This window comes from Nocardioides zeae (assembly GCF_030818655.1).
GTDB lineage: Bacteria > Actinomycetota > Actinomycetes > Propionibacteriales > Nocardioidaceae > Nocardioides > Nocardioides zeae_A.
Genome location: NZ_JAUTAN010000001.1, coordinates 3,194,820 through 3,209,622, shown reverse-complemented (window position 1 = coordinate 3,209,622; position 14,803 = coordinate 3,194,820). Strand labels below are relative to the sequence as shown.

The following is a 14,803-nucleotide window of genomic DNA, read 5'->3' as shown; positions in this document are numbered from 1 at the left end:
GCCCGGCCGGCGGCGGTCTTCGTGTGTGGCCGGGCTGGTTGGATGACGTCATGGCGCGGGTGTCGACGACGGGGTGGTACGGCTTGTCCGCGCGGCACTCGAGCCGCGAGCTCCTGGTGGCCCCGGAGTGGGAGGGCATGCCGGAGCTGGGACCGTGGCTCCTCGACGACGGACGGGACGCCTACGAGCTCGTCATGGAGGGGCGGCAGGACGAGCTGGGGTTCCCGGTCTGGTTCCGACAGGTGGAGGGCTCCCGCGACAAGCGGCGCGGCGACATGCTGGCCGGGTCCGGCCTGGGCCTCAAGGTGGTCTCCCGCCGCCTCGTCGAGGCCCTCGAGGAGCTCGGGGCACTCGACGGGGTCCGCACGTTCCCGGTCGAGCTGCGCGACCGCCGGATGCGGCGCATCGACGCGGACTACCTCGGCTTGTTGGAGCCGATCGGCCACGGCGAGGTGCGCGCCCGGATGCCGGAGTGGCGCACGTGGGACCTCGTGGTCAGCGCGCGCGTCCTCGACGGCCTGCGCGAACGGGGCGTCACCGAGCTCAAGGTCGAGCCGGACGTCGACCCGACGGTGGCCCCGGAGCCCCTGCCGGAACCGACCCTGGCCGACGTGGTGATCGGACGCGGCTACCTGTGGCGCTACGTCGCCGACGACGCGGTGCCCGAGGACCAGCTGCTCCGCCTCCCGGGTGATCGCGCGCTGCGCGACGTGCTGACCTTCGACGGTCGCGCGATGGGCGAGAGCCTCGAGTGGGCCGTGCTGATGCACGTGGACGACGAGTACTTCCCCCTGGACCGGGTGCTCGAGGGCTTCGACCTGCTGGGGATGGACGACGCGGCGACGATGGTCCGCGCCACGGCGCGGAGACTCCGCGGCACGACCCTCGAGGATCTGCCGCCCGCCGACGAGGACTGGGGCTCGGGGCACCCGGCGTGGGACGCGTTCAGCTCCGGGGGGCTCGATGCCGCTGCCGAGCGCATGGTCGAGCTCCGGCCGGAGCTCTTCGACCCCGAGCCCTGAGGCGACCTCGCCGAGCCATCCGCCCGGAAAGGGCCACGAACGACGGGCTCTGGCGCCGTCCGGCTGGCGTTCGTGACCCTTTCCGCAGCGGACCCGGACCAGGCCCGACCGACGCCGCTCCCGCGCCGTACCGTGGCCGCGTGACGCGCTACTCCTTCCGCCAGGTCGACGTCTTCGCCCCCGGTCCGCTGACCGGCAACCCGGTCGCGGTCGTGCACGACGCCGACGCGCTCGACGACGACCGGATGGCGGCCTTCGCCCGCTGGACCAACCTCTCCGAGACCACCTTCCTGCTCGCCCCGACCGCGGAGGGCCGGGCGGCGGGCGCGGACTACCGGCTGCGCATCTTCACCCCGGGCGGCGAGCTGCCGTTCGCCGGTCACCCCACCCTGGGCAGCGCCCACGCCTGGCTCGAGGCCGGCGGTGAACCGGCCCGGGACGACGTCGTGGTGCAGGAGTGCGGGGTGGGGCTCGTGGAGGTACGCCGCGACGCCGGCCCCCTCGCCTTCGCGGCCCCGCCGCTGCTCCGGTCGGGCGACGTGGCACCGGACGTGCGCGAGCAGGCCACGGCCGCCCTCGGTGTCGCTCCGGAGCAGGTGCTCGACGCCGCCTGGGTCGACAACGGACCGGGCTGGGTGGGCCTCCGGGTCGACAGCGCCGCCACGGTCCTCGCGATCCGTCCCGACCTCGCGGTGATGGGCGACCTCAAGGTGGGCGTCGTCGGCCCCCACACGGACGCGGACCGGGAGGCCCTGGGCGCCGACGTCGAGGTCCGCGCGTTCGTGCCGGGCCTCGGGGTGCCGGAGGACCCGGTGACCGGGTCGCTCAACGCCGGACTCGCCCTGTGGCTCACGGCGGGCGGGGTGCTGCCCGCGTCGTACGTCGCCCGCCAGGGCACCGCCGTCGGCCGCGACGGCCGCGTCACGGTCACCACGGCCGACGACGGCCGGATCTGGGTCGGGGGCGTGACGACGACGGTGCTCGCGGGGGACGCCGCGCTCTAGCGCAGGCGGCGGGTGAGGAGGGCAGCCGTACGGCGCACCGCCGTCGCCAACGCCGTGGGGTCCGCGACGGGGGAGTGCCCCGGCTCCGTCGGGTAGGTGACGGCGAGGCCCGCGACGGGGTGGTCGTTGTGGTCGAGCACGGGCGCGGCAACGCTGGCGAGGCCCGGTGTGACCTCGCCGTCCTCCTCGGCCCAGCCGCGGCGGCGCGTCGCGCTCAGCACCTCCCGGAGCGCCGTCAGCGTGCGGGGGCCGGTGCCGTGCCGGTCGACGAAGGCCTCCCGGTCGGGGAAGAGCGCCCGCACCTGGGCCGCGGGCAGCGCGGCGAGGATCGCGCGACCGCTGGCGGTGAGATGGGCCGGGAGCCGCACGCCGACGTCCGTCACGAGCGGCGGTCGGCCCGGGGCGCGCTCCTCCACGACGTACAGCACGTCCCGCCCGTGCGCGACCGCCAGGTGCGCGCTCTGCCCGACCTCGTCGACGAGCGTGGCGAGCGGGCGTCGCGCGATCCGCGCCAGCGCGCCCTGCCGCACGTAGCCGCTGCCCACCTCGAACGCCGCGACGCCCAGGCCGTAGCGCCGCTCGTCGGCGAGGTGCACGACGAAGCCTTCGGCGACCATGGCGCCGAGGAGGTGGTACGCCGTGCTGCGCGGCAGGTCGCACGCGCGGGCGATGCGGTCGAGCGGGACGGGGCCGGGCTGCTCGGCGAGGAAGCGCAGCACCTTCAGCGTGCGCGTCGCGGCGGGGACCTGGCTCACCGGGCGATCATCTCGCGGGGACGGCGCATGTGCCTCGCGGCCTCGCGGCCTCGCGGCCTCGCGGCCTCGCGGCGGCTCGGCTCGGGGCGCCCCCTCGTGTAACGCGGTGTCCGAGCGTCCATGGAAGCCCCAGGACCACTGGTGCGGTGTAGGTGCCACCTGTGCGGTGGTCGACCGCGTGTGAAGTAGCCCGGACACCGCGTTACATCGGCGCGGATCCGGACCGCCCCCGCCGGTCACCCCCCGATGAGCGGCACGTCGCCGTCGTCGATGCCGTCGAGGTTCATGTCCCGCGTGCGGGCCTGTCGGGCGTCCCAGCGCAGCAGGAGGCCGCCCAGCACCGCGCAGATGAGCGAGGCGACGAGCACCGCGGCCTTGCCGGCGGCGACGAAGTGCTCCTCGTCGAACGACAGCTCCGCCACGAGCAGGGCGACCGTGAAGCCGATGCCGGTGAGGAACCCGATCGGCAGCAGGTCGCGCACGCCGATGCCCTGCGGCAGCCGGAACGGCGTGAGCCGGGTGACGAGCGCCGTCGTGCCGAGCACGCCGACGACCTTGCCGACGACGAGGCCGGCCATGACGCCCAGCGCGACCTCCTCGCTCAGCACGCTGCCGAGGCCGTCGTCGACGACGGTGACGCCCGCGGCGAAGAACGCGAAGACGGGCAGCGCGATCGTCGAGGACCAGGGGTTGAACACGTCCGCGACGTGGTGGGCCCGGCCGTGCGGCTCGCCGTGCAGGGGCAGTGCGGGCGCGACGAGGCCCAGCAGCACCCCCGCGACGGTCGCGTGGACCCCCGACTCGTGGACGAGGACCCAGGTCACGACGGCGATCGGCACGAGCGCCCAGACAGGTGGCGCCGGACGTCGCAGTAGCACCGCGAACAGGGCGATGAGCGCCGCGGCGGGCACGAGCCAGAGGGGCTCGAGCCCCGACGTGTAGAAGACGGCGATGATCGTGATGGCGATGAGGTCGTCCACGACGGCCAGGGTCAGCAGGAAGACCCGCAGCGCGACCGGCAGGCCGCGGCCGAGCACCGCCAGCACGGCGAGCGCGAACGCGATGTCGGTGGCGGCCGGGATGGCCCACCCGTCCCGGTGCCCCGCGTCGCCGCTGCCGACGACCACCGCGAGGTAGATCGCCGAGGGCAGGACGACGCCGCCGACGGCTGCGCACACCGGTACCGCCGCCTCGCGCGGATTGCGCAGCGACCCGGCCACGAGCTCGTGCTTGAGCTCGAGGCCGACGACGAAGAAGAAGACGGCCAGCACGGCGTCGGCCGCCCAGGTCGCCAGCGACAGGTCGAGGTGGAGCGCCGAGGGTCCGACCGTGAGCGCGGAGAGGGACTGGTAGGCCTCCCGCCACGGCGAGTTGGCCCAGACGAGCGCGACCACGGCGGCCGCCATGAGGAGGAGGCCACCGGTGGTCTCCCGGCGGGTCCAGGCGGCGAGCCGGGCGGCGCGGGACGTGCGGGGCTGGGGGGACAGGCTCACGGAGCTCCTCAAGGGGTCGGCACCTGCCCCGGGAGGTCCGGGGCGCCCGCCGACCAGACTTCCCGGCACACCGGGATCGAGGTTACCCGCTCAGACCTCGCGCCGCTCCACCACCGCGTTCGGCCGGAACAGGTGCAGCCCGTCGCGGGCGGTCGGCCGCACGAGGTCGAACCCGCCGGTCGTCACCAGCGTCCACCGGCGGTCCGGACCCGCCTCGTGGCCGAGCACCGCGCCGTCCCCCGCCGCCGTCAGCACGGCGAGCAGGTCGTCCACGCAGGCCGCGTGCACGGGCGGGAGACGGAACGCGTTGTCGTCCGCCTCCGACGCCGTGCCGACGAGGTGGAGCGGGCGGTCCAGCGTCTGCGCGCACACGCCGCAGACCCGGCTCAGCGCGCACTGGACCACCCGGCCGCGCTGCAGCACGGCCACGTCGCCGACGCCGCCGGGGTCGGTGGCGACGAACGGCACGGCCGCCAGGTGCGGCGATCGCCCCGGGTCCCCGCCGAGACCCAGGCGCGACAGCCGCAGCCCGGCGCTCACGCGCGGGCCGAGGCGCTGGCCCGCGACCAGCCCCCCAGCTCCGTACGGCGCGTGGGCCGCTCCGCGTCGCTCTTGCGTCCGCGGTCGGCCACCTTGCGCGTGGGGGGCTGGATCGCGCCGTACTTCTCGCTCGCGTGCTTGGTCCACGAGTTCGGAAGCGACAGCAGCGTGATGGTGCGCAGCGCTTGGCCGTACTGCTTGTAGAGCGGGCCGGTGGTGTAGGGGATGCCGTGCTCGGCGCAGATCTTGCGCACCTCGACGGCGATCTCCGGGTAGCGGTTGCTCGGCAGGTCGGGGAAGACGTGGTGCTCGATCTGGTAGCCGAGGCTGCCCGACAGGATGTGCAGCAGGCGCCCGCCGTCGAAGTTGGCGGAGCCGAGCATCTGGCGGAGGTACCACTCGGCGCGCGTCTCGTCCTCGACCTCCTCCTCGGTGAAGTGCAGGGCACCGTCCGGGAAGTGGCCGCAGAAGATGATGACGTAGGCCCACAGGTTGCGCGTGATGTTCGCCGCGACGTTGGCCTGCAGCGTCTGCTTCCAGCCGGGGCCGGAGAGGGCCGGGTAGACGATGTAGTCCTTGAGGATCTGGTTGCGGCCCTTGCGGAAGATCTGCTTCAGCTGCCGCTTCATCTCGACGGGGTCCTTCTCGAGCTTGCGGATGCGCTCGATGTCGAGGTCGTGGAGCGCGACGCCCCACTCGAACAGCGTCGCGAGCAGCGCGTTGTAGACCGGCTGGCCGAGGTTCGCCGGGTGCCACTTCTGCTCGCGGGGCCATCCGCAGGATGCCGTAGCCGATGTCGTTGTCGTAGCCGAGCACGTTGGTGAACTGGTGGTGCACGTAGTTGTGGCTGTGCTTCCACTGCTCGGCCGGCTGCGCGGTGTCCCACTCCCACGTGGAGGAGTGGATCTCGGGGTCGTTCATCCAGTCCCACTGCCCGTGCATGACGTTGTGGCCGATCTCCATGTTCTCGAGGATCTTGGCCACGCCGAGCAGTGCGGTGCCGCCGAGGACCGCGCCGCGGCGTACCGCCTTGCGCTCCTTCGGCGCCCAGGCGCCGACGGCCATCGCGACCCGCCCGGCGAAGGCCATGCCGCGCTGCACGCGGATCAGGCGGTGGATGTACGCCGCGTCGTCGGCGTTGCGCGACGCCTCGACGCGGGCGCGGAGCTCGTCGAGGCGTCGCCCGATGTCCTCGACCTCCTCGGCGGTGAGGTGGGTGTATTCCTTCACGTCGGCGATGGCCATGGGGGCCTCCAGTCAGGGGACGGGTCGGGGGACGGGTCGGGGGATCAGATGGCGATGGTGCAGTCGCCGTCGGGGACGGTGACGCAGGTCTGGATCTGCTCGTTGGGCTGGTCGAAGCGGTCGCCGTTGCGGACGTCGGTGACCGAGCCCTTGACGAGGGTGAGCGTGCAGGTGTGGCAGATGCCCATGCGGCAGCCGTAGGGCATGCCGACGCCGGCCGCCTCGCCCGCCTCGAGCACGGTGGTGCCGGGCTCGGCCTCTTGCTCCTTGCCGGAGTTCTGGAAGGAGACCGTGCCGCCCTCGCCGGCGTCGTCGCCGCGCTCGAGCGTGAAGCGCTCGAGGTGCAGGGCGTCCTCGAGGTCGGCGCCCTGCCAGTGCTCGGTGGCCGCGTCGAGCATCGGCGCGGGGCCGCACGCCCAGGTCTGGCGCTCGCGCCAGTCGGGCACGACCTCGTCGAGCTCGTCGAAGGTCAGCACGCCGTCGGTGTCGGTGTAGATCGGCGTGAAGGTGAGCGAGTCGTGGTTCGCGGCGAGGCGGATGAGGCGCTCGCGGAAGATCATCCGCTCGGGCGTGGGCGACGAGTAGACGAGGTGGATGTCGGGGAGCGGCCACCGGCCCTCGCCGGCCCGCCGCACGAGGGTCTTGAGCATCGCCATGATCGGCGTGATGCCGGAGCCGCCGACGAGGAAGAGGATGCGCTCGGGTGGCGGGTCGGGGAGCACGAAGTCGCCCGCGGGGGCGGCGAGCCGCACGACGGTGCCGGGGGCGAGGCCGTCGATGAGGTGGCCCGACAGCTTGCCCTCGGGCATCGCCCGGATCGTGATGGTGATGCGACGGCCACGGCGTCGGGGCGTGCTCGTCAGGGAGTAGGAGCGCCACTGGTAGCGGCCCTCGATCGGCACGCCGATGCCGACGTACTGCCCCGCCTTGTGGTCGAACCGCCACCCCCACCCGGGCCGGATGACGAGCGTCGCCGCGTCCTCCGTCTCCCGCACCACCGACTCGACGCGGCCGCGCAGCTCGCGCGAGGTCCACAGGGGGTTCACGTAGCGGAGGTAGTCGTCGGGATGCAGCGGGGTCGTCAGCCCCTCGGCCAGCGAACGGACGGCGAACCAGTCGCGGCGGCGCCGCGTGGGGCTGAGCTCGCGGACGGCGGTGCGGACGGCCATGGGCGCTCCCGGAGGGGTCGGGTGATGCGGGTCACGTCTTCAGTGGCCAGTTGTACACCGAGGGTGGTGACGGCGGGAGGGCCTGGGAAAAGAAAACGCGGACCGGGGGCCGGGTTCGATCGATCCAGGGGCCGCCCGGGTCCGCGTTTTCTTCCCCGGTCCGCGTTTTCCTCCGCCTACCGCTCCCCGCGCACCGGCACGAGCGGGGCGGCGAGCAGGGGGAGGAGGGCGACGAGCGCGTACGTCGCGGGGTAGCCCCACGCCGTCACGGCGAGCCCGGCGACGGGCGGGACCGCGGAGGCGACGAGGTTCTGGGCCGTGTTCTGCATGCCGAGCGCCCGGCCCGACCAGAACGGCCCGGCCCGCTCCGCGACGGCGGTGAAGGCGAGGCCGTTGTCCGCGACGGTGACGGCCGAGGCGAGCACCATGAGGGCGACGGCGACGCCCGGCACCCACTCGGCGGTCACGCCCAGCAGGCTCATGGTCAGGGCGGCGACGACCGCGACCCACCGCAGTGGTCGCATCCGGGAGCCGACGACGTCGGACAGCCACCCGGCGCCGACGCGGGCGACGGCCCCGGCGACCTGGGTGCCGGCCACCACGCCGCCCGCCGCGCCGACCGACCAGCCGAGGTCGGTGACCATCCAGGTCAGGGCGAAGGTCCACACCACGAACTGCGGCACGACGAGGAGCACGGAGACCCCGTGGATCCGGGCCAGGTAGCGGTCGGCGCGGTAGGGGTTGGGGGCGTCCGCCCGCTCCGCCGCTGGCGGGCGCGGCGGGTCGAGCACGACGAGGGCGACCACCACGAGCGCCACCAGGGTGGCGGCGGTGGGGATCCAGAGAGCTGCGGCGACGCCGTACCGCTGCGCCACGACCGCCATCGTGGCCGCCGCGAGGCCGACGCCGAGGGGCTGCGCGGTCTGGCGGATGCCCATCGCGAGGCCACGGCGCTCCGGTGGGAACCAGCCGACGACGACCCGGCCCGACGCCGAGTTGGTGGCCGCTCCGCCCACGCCCGCGACGAACAGCGCGCCGGCCAGGGGCACCAGGCCCGTCGTCTGGGTGGCCACGAGACCGCCGGCGGCGGCGAGCCCCAGGCCGCTCAGCAGGGCGAACCGCTCGCCGCGGCGGTCGACGACCGCGCCCCAGGCGAGCAGCGCGACCATGATGCCGGCGAGCGGGGCCGAGGCGACGAGCCCCGCCTGGGCGAGCGGGAGCCCGGCCTCGGTGTGGAGGACCGGGATGAGGAACGCCGGTCCGTGCACCATCACCGACGACGACGCCTGCGCGCCGGTGCCGGCCGCGAGCATGCCCCACCGCCGCGCGGTGGTGATGCGCTCGTGGACGGGCAGGTCGGTGGCGGTCACGGGTCCAGTCAAGACCCGCGTGTCCGTCATGTGAAATCACCGTCTCGTCCAGCGAGACGGGCGGGGCGCTACGGTCGAGGGGTGATCGTCACCTTCGACCTGTTCAGCGCCCTGACCGACAGCCGTTCGGGAGCCTCGGCGTTCCTCGGACGCCTCGCCGCCGAGCACGGGTGGGCCGTGTCCGGCGAGGAGCTCTACGACTGCTGGGACCGCCACAACAAGGCCGCCCAGCGGACGGCCCGGCCGCCGGTCACGTTCCGCGACCTGTCGGGGGCGTCGTTGCTCCGCGCCTACGACGAGCTCGGGCTGGCTGCGGACGACCGGGTCGACGTCGACGCGGACCTCACCGCGCTCCAGGCCTCGGCCGCCGACTGGCCGCTGTGGCCCGACGTGGCGGCGGGCGTGACCGCGGTGGCGGCGCGGCACCGCGTCGGCATCCTCTCCAACGTCGACGACGACCTCGCCCGCACGACGCGGGCCCACGCGCTCGTCGACCCCGCCCTCGTCCTCACCTCCCAGCGGCTGGGGGCCTACAAGCCCAGCCCGGAGCTGTACGCCGCGGCCGCAGTCGCCGTCGCCCCCGAGCCCCTCGTCCACGTGGCGGCCTCGGGCCGCGACGTACGGGGTGCGCTCGAGGCGGGCCTGGCGACGGTGCGGCTGGTGCGGCCCGGGCACGTGGTCGACCCCGCCGGACCCGTCCCGCCGGTCGAGGTGGCGGACGCCGGCGACCTCCTCCGGGCCGTGGAGGAGGCCGCCGGCGCGGCGGGGTGAGGGTGCGTCGGGGCCGGGTCGCGAACTGTTGGGTTGGTGTGGGTCCCGGGCGCTGGGGCCTGCCCCAGCCGCCCAGTTCTGGCGACGAACGAGGCCCGGCCTCAGGCCGTCGGCACCACCAGCAGCACCCAGGCGACGATCGGCGCGACGACGACGATCGACATGCCCCACTGCATGAGCCGCTTGAACACCATCTCGCGCTCCTTGGCGTCGGCGTTGGCGACGACGAGGGCGCCGTTGGTGGAGAACGGGCTGCAGTCGACCACCGAGCTCGAGATCGCGAGGGCGGCGATGAGGCCGATGGCGTTGACCTGGCCGGTGAGCAGGAACGGCACGGCGAGGGGGATGAGCGCGCCGATGATGCCGGTGGTGGAGGCGAAGGCCGAGACGACCGCGGCGATGAAGCAGATGAGCAGCGCGGCCACGAGCGGCGCGCCGACCTCGGCGACGCGCTCGCCGACCCAGTCGACGACGCCCTGGGCCTGCAGCAGGTTCACGTAGGTGACGATGCCGCCGATGAGCAGCACGGTGCCCCAGCTGATCTTCTCCACCGCGCCCTTCGCGGAGGCGGGGAACGCCAGCGTGAGCGCGACGGCGATCGTGAGGGCCGTGAAGCCGACGTCGAGGTCGAAGCCGAGCGCGCCGATCATCAGGGCGACGAGGCCGAGGAGCGTGACGATGCGCTGCGCGTCGAGGGTGTGCTGCGCGGCGGGCTCGTCCTCGGGGGCGCGGCTGCGGGTGGCCTCGACGGCGGAGTGCGGCGTGCCGGGTCCGCCGGCGTGGGTCGCGGCGTGGGCGACGGCCTCCGCCTCGGCGCCCATCTCCTGCACCGCCTCGGTCTCCTTGCCGCGGGCGAGGAGGGCCCGTCCGCCGAACGCGAGGTAGGTGATCGCGGCGATGAGCGCCGCGGCGGAGAAGGTGGTCACGAAGAGCACGAGCTGGTTGCCGGGGAGGTCGTTCTGCTCGACGACGCCGTTGGTGATGCTGCCGAAGATGCCGATGGGGGAGAAGCTGCCCGCCGTGGCGCCCTGCACGACCATCATGCCCATCATCACGGGGTGGATCCGGTAGCGGAGCGCGAAGCCCATGGCGACCGGCGCGACGATCGCCACCGCGGCGGGGCTGACCGCGCCGATCGAGGTGACGGCCGCGCAGACGAGGAACATCGCCCACGGCACGAGGGCCACGCGGCCGCCGACCGCGCGCACGGCGGCGTGCACGATCCAGTCCACGGTGCCGTTGTTCTTCGCCAGCGCGAAGAGGTAGGTGACGCCGACGAGGATGACGAAGAGGTCGCTGGGGAAGCCACCCAGCACGCCGTCCGCGTCGAGGTCGTAGACGCTGAGTCCGACGACGAAGGCGGCCACGAGGGCGAGGGCGCCCATGTTGACGCCCCTGACCGTCGCGACCAGGAAGACGATGACGAGGACCGCCAACGAGACCAGTTCGGTGGGCATGGAGTTCCCTCTCGGATTGTGATGCACGTCATGTGCCGACCGGGGGATCATGTCAGTGGCTCAGCCACCTGGCAACCGGACCACGTCCGGGTAGGATGCCGCCATGCCCGGTGACGCCCCCCGCCGCCTCCAGCCGCTGCGGCGCGAGCGCCTCTACGAGAGCCTCGCGGCGCACATCTCCGACTTCATCGAGGCGCAGGGGCTCGTCGGTGGCGACCGGCTCCCGTCGGAGCGGCAGCTGGCGGCCGAGCTGGGGGTCAGTCGAGCGACGCTCTCCCGGGCGCTGGCGGCGCTGGAGACGAAGGGGCGCATCGAGGTGCGCCACGGCGTGGGGGCGCTGGTCCGCGAGGCGGACGCGCCCGGCGGTGCCGAGGGATCCGGCGGTCGGGCCGGGGGTGACGGCTGGGGGCGGCGGGTCGCCGAGAGCCCGGTCTCGGAGGTCGTGGTGGCGCGGGAGGCGGTGCTGGCCGGCCTCGCGCGTGCGGCCGCGAGCAACCCCGACAGCTCGCTGCGGGTGGCGATGCTCGCGCCCGACGGTCGCGCCCGGGACTTCGAGCACACGTGGCGGTGCGTGCGGCGCCTGTCGGCGGCGCCCCTGCTCGCCGATCTCGACGACGTGCTCGCCGAGCACGCCCCGGCCCCTGCGGTCGACGCCGATCCCGGCCTGCGTCACCGCCTCGACGTCGTGGCCGACGCCATCGTCGCGGGCGACGCGGCCACGGCGGCCACTGCGTGCCAGGGACTGCTGGGCGGCCCGGCGGACTGAGTCCCCCGGGCCGCCGCGGCGGTTGGTGCAGCGGGTGCGTCAGGCCTGGTCGTCGCCCGTGGCCCAGGCGCGGATCGCCGCGGCGTCCCCGTCGAGCAGGGGCGGCGGGCGGTGGCCGGTGCGGGTGGTCTCGGCTCCGGCGCCGTCGAAGAACCGCAGCGGGGGGCCGGGCAGCGAGATGCGGCCCAGGGTCGGGTGCTCGATGTCGAGGAGCAGGCCCTGGCTGCGCGTCTGGTCCCAGGCGTAGACCTCGTCGAGCGTGCGCACCTTGCCCGCCGGCACGCCCACCTCGGAGAGCCGCTCGAGCAGGGGAGCGGAGTCCCAGGTCGCGAACGCCTCCTCGACGACCCCGATCACGCGCTCGCGGGCGGCCACCCGCTCGGCGTTGGTGGCGAGGCCCTCGGCCTCGGGGTCGAGGTCGAAGCCCGCGCAGAAGCGGCGCCACAGGCTCTCGCTGCCGAGGGCGATCTGCACGGCACCGTCGCGGCACCGGAAGAGCCCGTACGGCGCGATCGACGGGTGGTGGTTGCCCTGGGCACGACCGACCTCGCCGGCGACGGTCCACCGTGTGCCCTGGAAGGCGTGCACGCCGACGACGGCGGCGAGGAGCGAGGTGCGCACGACCTGGCCGACGCCGGTCACGGTGCGCTCGTGGAGGGCGGCGAGCACGCCGTACGCGCCGTACATGCCCGAGAGGAGGTCCGCGATGGGCACCCCGACGCGCTGCGGGTCGTCGGGGCCGGAGCCGGTGAGGGACATGAGGCCGGCCTCGCCCTGGGCGATCTGGTCGTAGCCGGCGCGGCCGCCCTCGGGGCCGTCGTGGCCGAAGCCGGTGATGGAGAGGACCACGAGGCGCGGGTTGCGCTCCATGAGGGACTCGATGCCGAGCCCGAGGCGCTCGAGCACGCCGGTGCGGAAGTTCTCCACGAGCACGTCGGCGCGGTCGACGAGACCGAGCAGCACGTCGCGGTCCGCGGCGTCCTTCAGGTCGAGCGCGATGGACTCCTTGTTGCGGTTGGCGGAGAGGAAGTACGTCGACTGCCGGTCCCCACCGTCCTCGGGGGTCACGAAGGGCGGACCCCAGCCGCGGGTGTCGTCACCGGTGCCGGGCGCCTCGACCTTGATGACCCGGGCGCCGAGGTCGCCCAGCATCATCGTGGCGTGCGGGCCCGCCAGTGCGCGGGAGAGGTCGACGACGACGACGTCGCCGAGGGGGCCGCTCCCGGAGCCGCCGGCGGCCTCGGTCGGGCGCTCGGGGGACGGGGCGGTGGGGTCGTGGGTCACGGTGTCCTCTCGCGGGGTCAGGTCGGTGGGAGCCCGGAGGCTCATTGGACTGGCCAATATGCCATCCCGGCCGCCGCAGTGACAGCCCGGGAGGTCAGTGCACCCGGACGGCGAGGATCGCGACGTCGTCCTCGGCGCGGCCACCGAGCATCTCGTCGGCCAGCAGGCGGACGGCCTCGGTCAGCGGTCGGCCCTCGTCGTGGACGAGACGTGCGAACACGACCCGCACCTCCTCGACCATCGCGGCGAGGTCGGCCCGGCGCTCGTCGAGCAGGCCGTCGGTGTGGACGAGCAGCAGCGTCCCGGGAGCCAGGTGGACGTGGTGGTCGTGGCGCTCCTCGACCTCGAGGTCGGGGTAGAGGAACGGATCGCCCTCCAGCAGCACCCGCGCGGTGCCGTCGGGCGCGAGCACGAGGGGCGGCGGGTGCCCGGCGTTGGTCCAGCGCAGTGTCCAGCCGTCCGCGCCGGGGACCAGGTCCCCGTGCACCACCGTGCCGTGGGCCTCGAGACCGAGCATGCGGGCGGCGTTCTCCACGGCCAGCACAGCCCGGGCCGGACCGGCCCCGGGAGCGTCGGCGCGCGCCTGGCGCAGCATGCTCCGCACCTGGCCCATGACGGCCGCCGCCCGGGTGTCGTGGCCGGTGATGTCGCCGACCGTGACCGCGACCGGCCGCGGGCCACCGGGGGCGAGGGGCGGGAGCTCGTGCACGTCGTACCAGTCCCCGCCGACCATGTCGGCCGTCGAGGACGGTCGGTAGAGCGTGGCGACCTCGAGGCCGGCCACCGCCGGCGGCTCGCTCAGCATCGCCTCCTGGAGCTCGGTCGCGGTGGTCACGCGCCGCTCGAGCTGGAGGATGCGCTCGACCGCCGTCGCGGTGTAGGCCGCGATCGCCGTCAGCACGGCGTCCTCCGTCAGCTCCCACGCGTGGGGCGCGTCCCAGCCGAAGGTGAGCGCACCGAGCGCCCGCCCGCTGCCGAGGACCGGCACGCACTCCAGCGCGCGGAGGTCCAGCTCGCGCCAGGCCGCCAGCGCGTCGGCGCTGTAGCCGTCCGCCACCAGCTGCTCCGGGCCGGCGACGATGACGCGGCGCTGCTCCGCGACACAGCGGGCCTCCGGCCAGGACGCGTCGAGCCCGACGGTGTCGGGGAGGTGGGTGACCGGCTCGTCCCAGGTGGGGTCCTCCACCCGCAACACGTGCTCGCCGTCGACGAGCGACAGGCCGACGAAGACGGGGTGGAGCGGTCCGGTGACGAGGTCGCGCACGCGTCGCAGCAGGTCCGTCAGCGACCACACCTCGCCCAGCTCGACGGCGGCCTGGAGCATCAGCTCGGCGCGCTCGCGGCCGCGGTCGACCTCCCGGCGCGCGTCGGCGGTGCGGCGCCCCGAGACCTTCAGCCGCAGGGCCGCGCTGCACGCCGCGGCGAGGTCGGCGAGCACCTCGAGCTCCGTCGGGGTCCACACCCGCGGCTCGTGGTCGATGGCGCACAGCGAGCCGAGCACCTCGCCGCCCTCCGCGGTGAGGGGCATCCCCGCGTAGGCCACCACCCCGAGCTCGGGGATCGCGAGGTTGTCCCTCACGAGGTCCACCGTGCGGGCGTCGCTGATGACGAGCGGCTCGGCCGTGGTCGCCACGTGCTGGCAGAACGAGTGGCTCAGGGGCGTGCAGCGCGCCGACGCCCACGGCTCGGGCAACCCCACCTGACCGGGGAAGACCTGGCGGTCCTGCTCGACGACGGACACCAGGGCCACCGGGACGTGGAGGGTGCTGGCCACCAGCCGGGCGAAGCGCTGCAGGTCGGGGTCGGCGCTCGGCCCCGTCCCGATCGCGCGGAGCGCGGCGAGACGACCGGGCGCGTCGAGGGGTAGGGGGGCAGCGACCGGCTCGGTGGGGTGCGGGCCGGGCCTGTCCAGCACGGGTCCCCTCCT

Annotated in this window: 13 protein-coding genes; 4 read left to right on the top strand and 9 right to left on the bottom strand. The window is 74.5% G+C overall.

The annotated features are described in order from the left end of the window. The first annotated feature begins 50 nt into the window (after positions 1 to 50). Together QE405_RS15250 and QE405_RS15245 are read left to right on the top strand one after the other, a co-directional pair. Positions 51 to 1,022, top strand: coding sequence for a hypothetical protein (locus tag QE405_RS15250; protein WP_307202254.1), 972 nt, complete (start codon positions 51 to 53; stop codon positions 1,020 to 1,022). A gap of 140 nt (positions 1,023 to 1,162) precedes the next feature. Then, the gene (locus QE405_RS15245) at positions 1,163 to 2,026 is read left to right on the top strand and encodes a PhzF family phenazine biosynthesis protein (protein WP_307202252.1); all 864 of its coding nucleotides are present in this window, start codon (positions 1,163 to 1,165) and stop codon (positions 2,024 to 2,026) included. Here the strand turns inward: QE405_RS15245 and QE405_RS15240 are convergent. From QE405_RS15240 to QE405_RS15215, 6 genes are all read right to left on the bottom strand, one after another. Continuing rightward, positions 2,023 to 2,781, bottom strand: coding sequence for an IclR family transcriptional regulator (locus tag QE405_RS15240; RefSeq protein ID WP_307202250.1), 759 nt, complete (start codon positions 2,779 to 2,781; stop codon positions 2,023 to 2,025). The two genes, QE405_RS15245 and QE405_RS15240, sit on opposite strands and share 4 nt — an antisense overlap. A 236-nt stretch (positions 2,782 to 3,017) precedes the next feature. After that, a complete protein-coding gene (gene nhaA, locus QE405_RS15235) occupies positions 3,018 to 4,274 on the bottom strand; it encodes a Na+/H+ antiporter NhaA (RefSeq protein WP_307202248.1) in 1,257 nt (418 codons plus the stop codon). Positions 4,275 to 4,364: 90 nt separating this feature from the next. Then, positions 4,365 to 4,814: a hypothetical protein gene (locus QE405_RS15230; protein WP_307202246.1), complete on the bottom strand. Its 450-nt coding sequence runs from the start codon at positions 4,812 to 4,814 to the stop codon at positions 4,365 to 4,367. Continuing rightward, positions 4,811 to 5,443: a fatty acid desaturase family protein gene (locus QE405_RS15225; RefSeq protein WP_373459469.1), complete on the bottom strand. Its 633-nt coding sequence runs from the start codon at positions 5,441 to 5,443 to the stop codon at positions 4,811 to 4,813. The genes QE405_RS15230 and QE405_RS15225 overlap by 4 nt, the downstream gene beginning before the upstream one ends. A 660-nt stretch (positions 5,444 to 6,103) precedes the next feature. Next, a complete protein-coding gene (locus QE405_RS15220; protein WP_307202244.1) occupies positions 6,104 to 7,228 on the bottom strand; it encodes a ferredoxin reductase in 1,125 nt (374 codons plus the stop codon). Between the two features lie 176 nt (positions 7,229 to 7,404). Beyond that, complete coding sequence (locus QE405_RS15215) at positions 7,405 to 8,598, bottom strand: MFS transporter (protein WP_307202242.1); 1,194 nt, start codon at positions 8,596 to 8,598, stop codon at positions 7,405 to 7,407. A gap of 81 nt (positions 8,599 to 8,679) precedes the next feature. Between QE405_RS15215 and QE405_RS15210 the strand changes: the two genes are divergently transcribed. Next, positions 8,680 to 9,369, top strand: a complete 690-nt coding sequence (locus QE405_RS15210) for an HAD-IA family hydrolase (RefSeq protein WP_307202240.1) — start codon at positions 8,680 to 8,682, stop codon at positions 9,367 to 9,369. A gap of 101 nt (positions 9,370 to 9,470) precedes the next feature. Here the strand turns inward: QE405_RS15210 and QE405_RS15205 are convergent, their stop codons facing one another. Then, positions 9,471 to 10,826, bottom strand: coding sequence for an SLC13 family permease (locus tag QE405_RS15205; protein ID WP_307202238.1), 1,356 nt, complete (start codon positions 10,824 to 10,826; stop codon positions 9,471 to 9,473). 103 nt (positions 10,827 to 10,929) lie between these two features. Between QE405_RS15205 and QE405_RS15200 the strand changes: the two genes are divergently transcribed. Next, the gene (locus tag QE405_RS15200; RefSeq protein ID WP_307202236.1) at positions 10,930 to 11,592 is read left to right on the top strand and encodes a FadR/GntR family transcriptional regulator; all 663 of its coding nucleotides are present in this window, start codon (positions 10,930 to 10,932) and stop codon (positions 11,590 to 11,592) included. A 39-nt stretch (positions 11,593 to 11,631) separates the two neighbouring features. Here the strand turns inward: QE405_RS15200 and QE405_RS15195 are convergent, their stop codons facing one another. Together QE405_RS15195 and QE405_RS15190 are read right to left on the bottom strand one after the other, a co-directional pair. Then, positions 11,632 to 12,876 (bottom strand): CaiB/BaiF CoA transferase family protein, encoded by a 1,245-nt coding sequence (locus tag QE405_RS15195; protein ID WP_307202234.1) that lies wholly within the window; start codon positions 12,874 to 12,876, stop codon positions 11,632 to 11,634. A 94-nt stretch (positions 12,877 to 12,970) separates the two neighbouring features. Continuing rightward, complete coding sequence (locus tag QE405_RS15190; protein WP_307202231.1) at positions 12,971 to 14,791, bottom strand: GAF domain-containing SpoIIE family protein phosphatase; 1,821 nt, start codon at positions 14,789 to 14,791, stop codon at positions 12,971 to 12,973. Positions 14,792 to 14,803 lie beyond the last annotated feature (12 nt).

Excerpts from the sequence above, each read along its gene's own strand:
- QE405_RS15250 (WP_307202254.1), top strand. The coding sequence starts at position 51 with ATGGCGCGGGTGTCGACGACGGGGTGGTACGGCTTGTCCGCGCGGCAC.
- QE405_RS15225 (WP_373459469.1), bottom strand. The coding sequence starts at position 5,443 with ATGAAGCGGCAGCTGAAGCAGATCTTCCGCAAGGGCCGCAACCAGATC.
- QE405_RS15220 (WP_307202244.1), bottom strand. The coding sequence starts at position 7,228 with ATGGCCGTCCGCACCGCCGTCCGCGAGCTCAGCCCCACGCGGCGCCGC.
- QE405_RS15205 (WP_307202238.1), bottom strand. The coding sequence starts at position 10,826 with ATGCCCACCGAACTGGTCTCGTTGGCGGTCCTCGTCATCGTCTTCCTG.
- QE405_RS15200 (WP_307202236.1), top strand. The coding sequence starts at position 10,930 with ATGCCCGGTGACGCCCCCCGCCGCCTCCAGCCGCTGCGGCGCGAGCGC.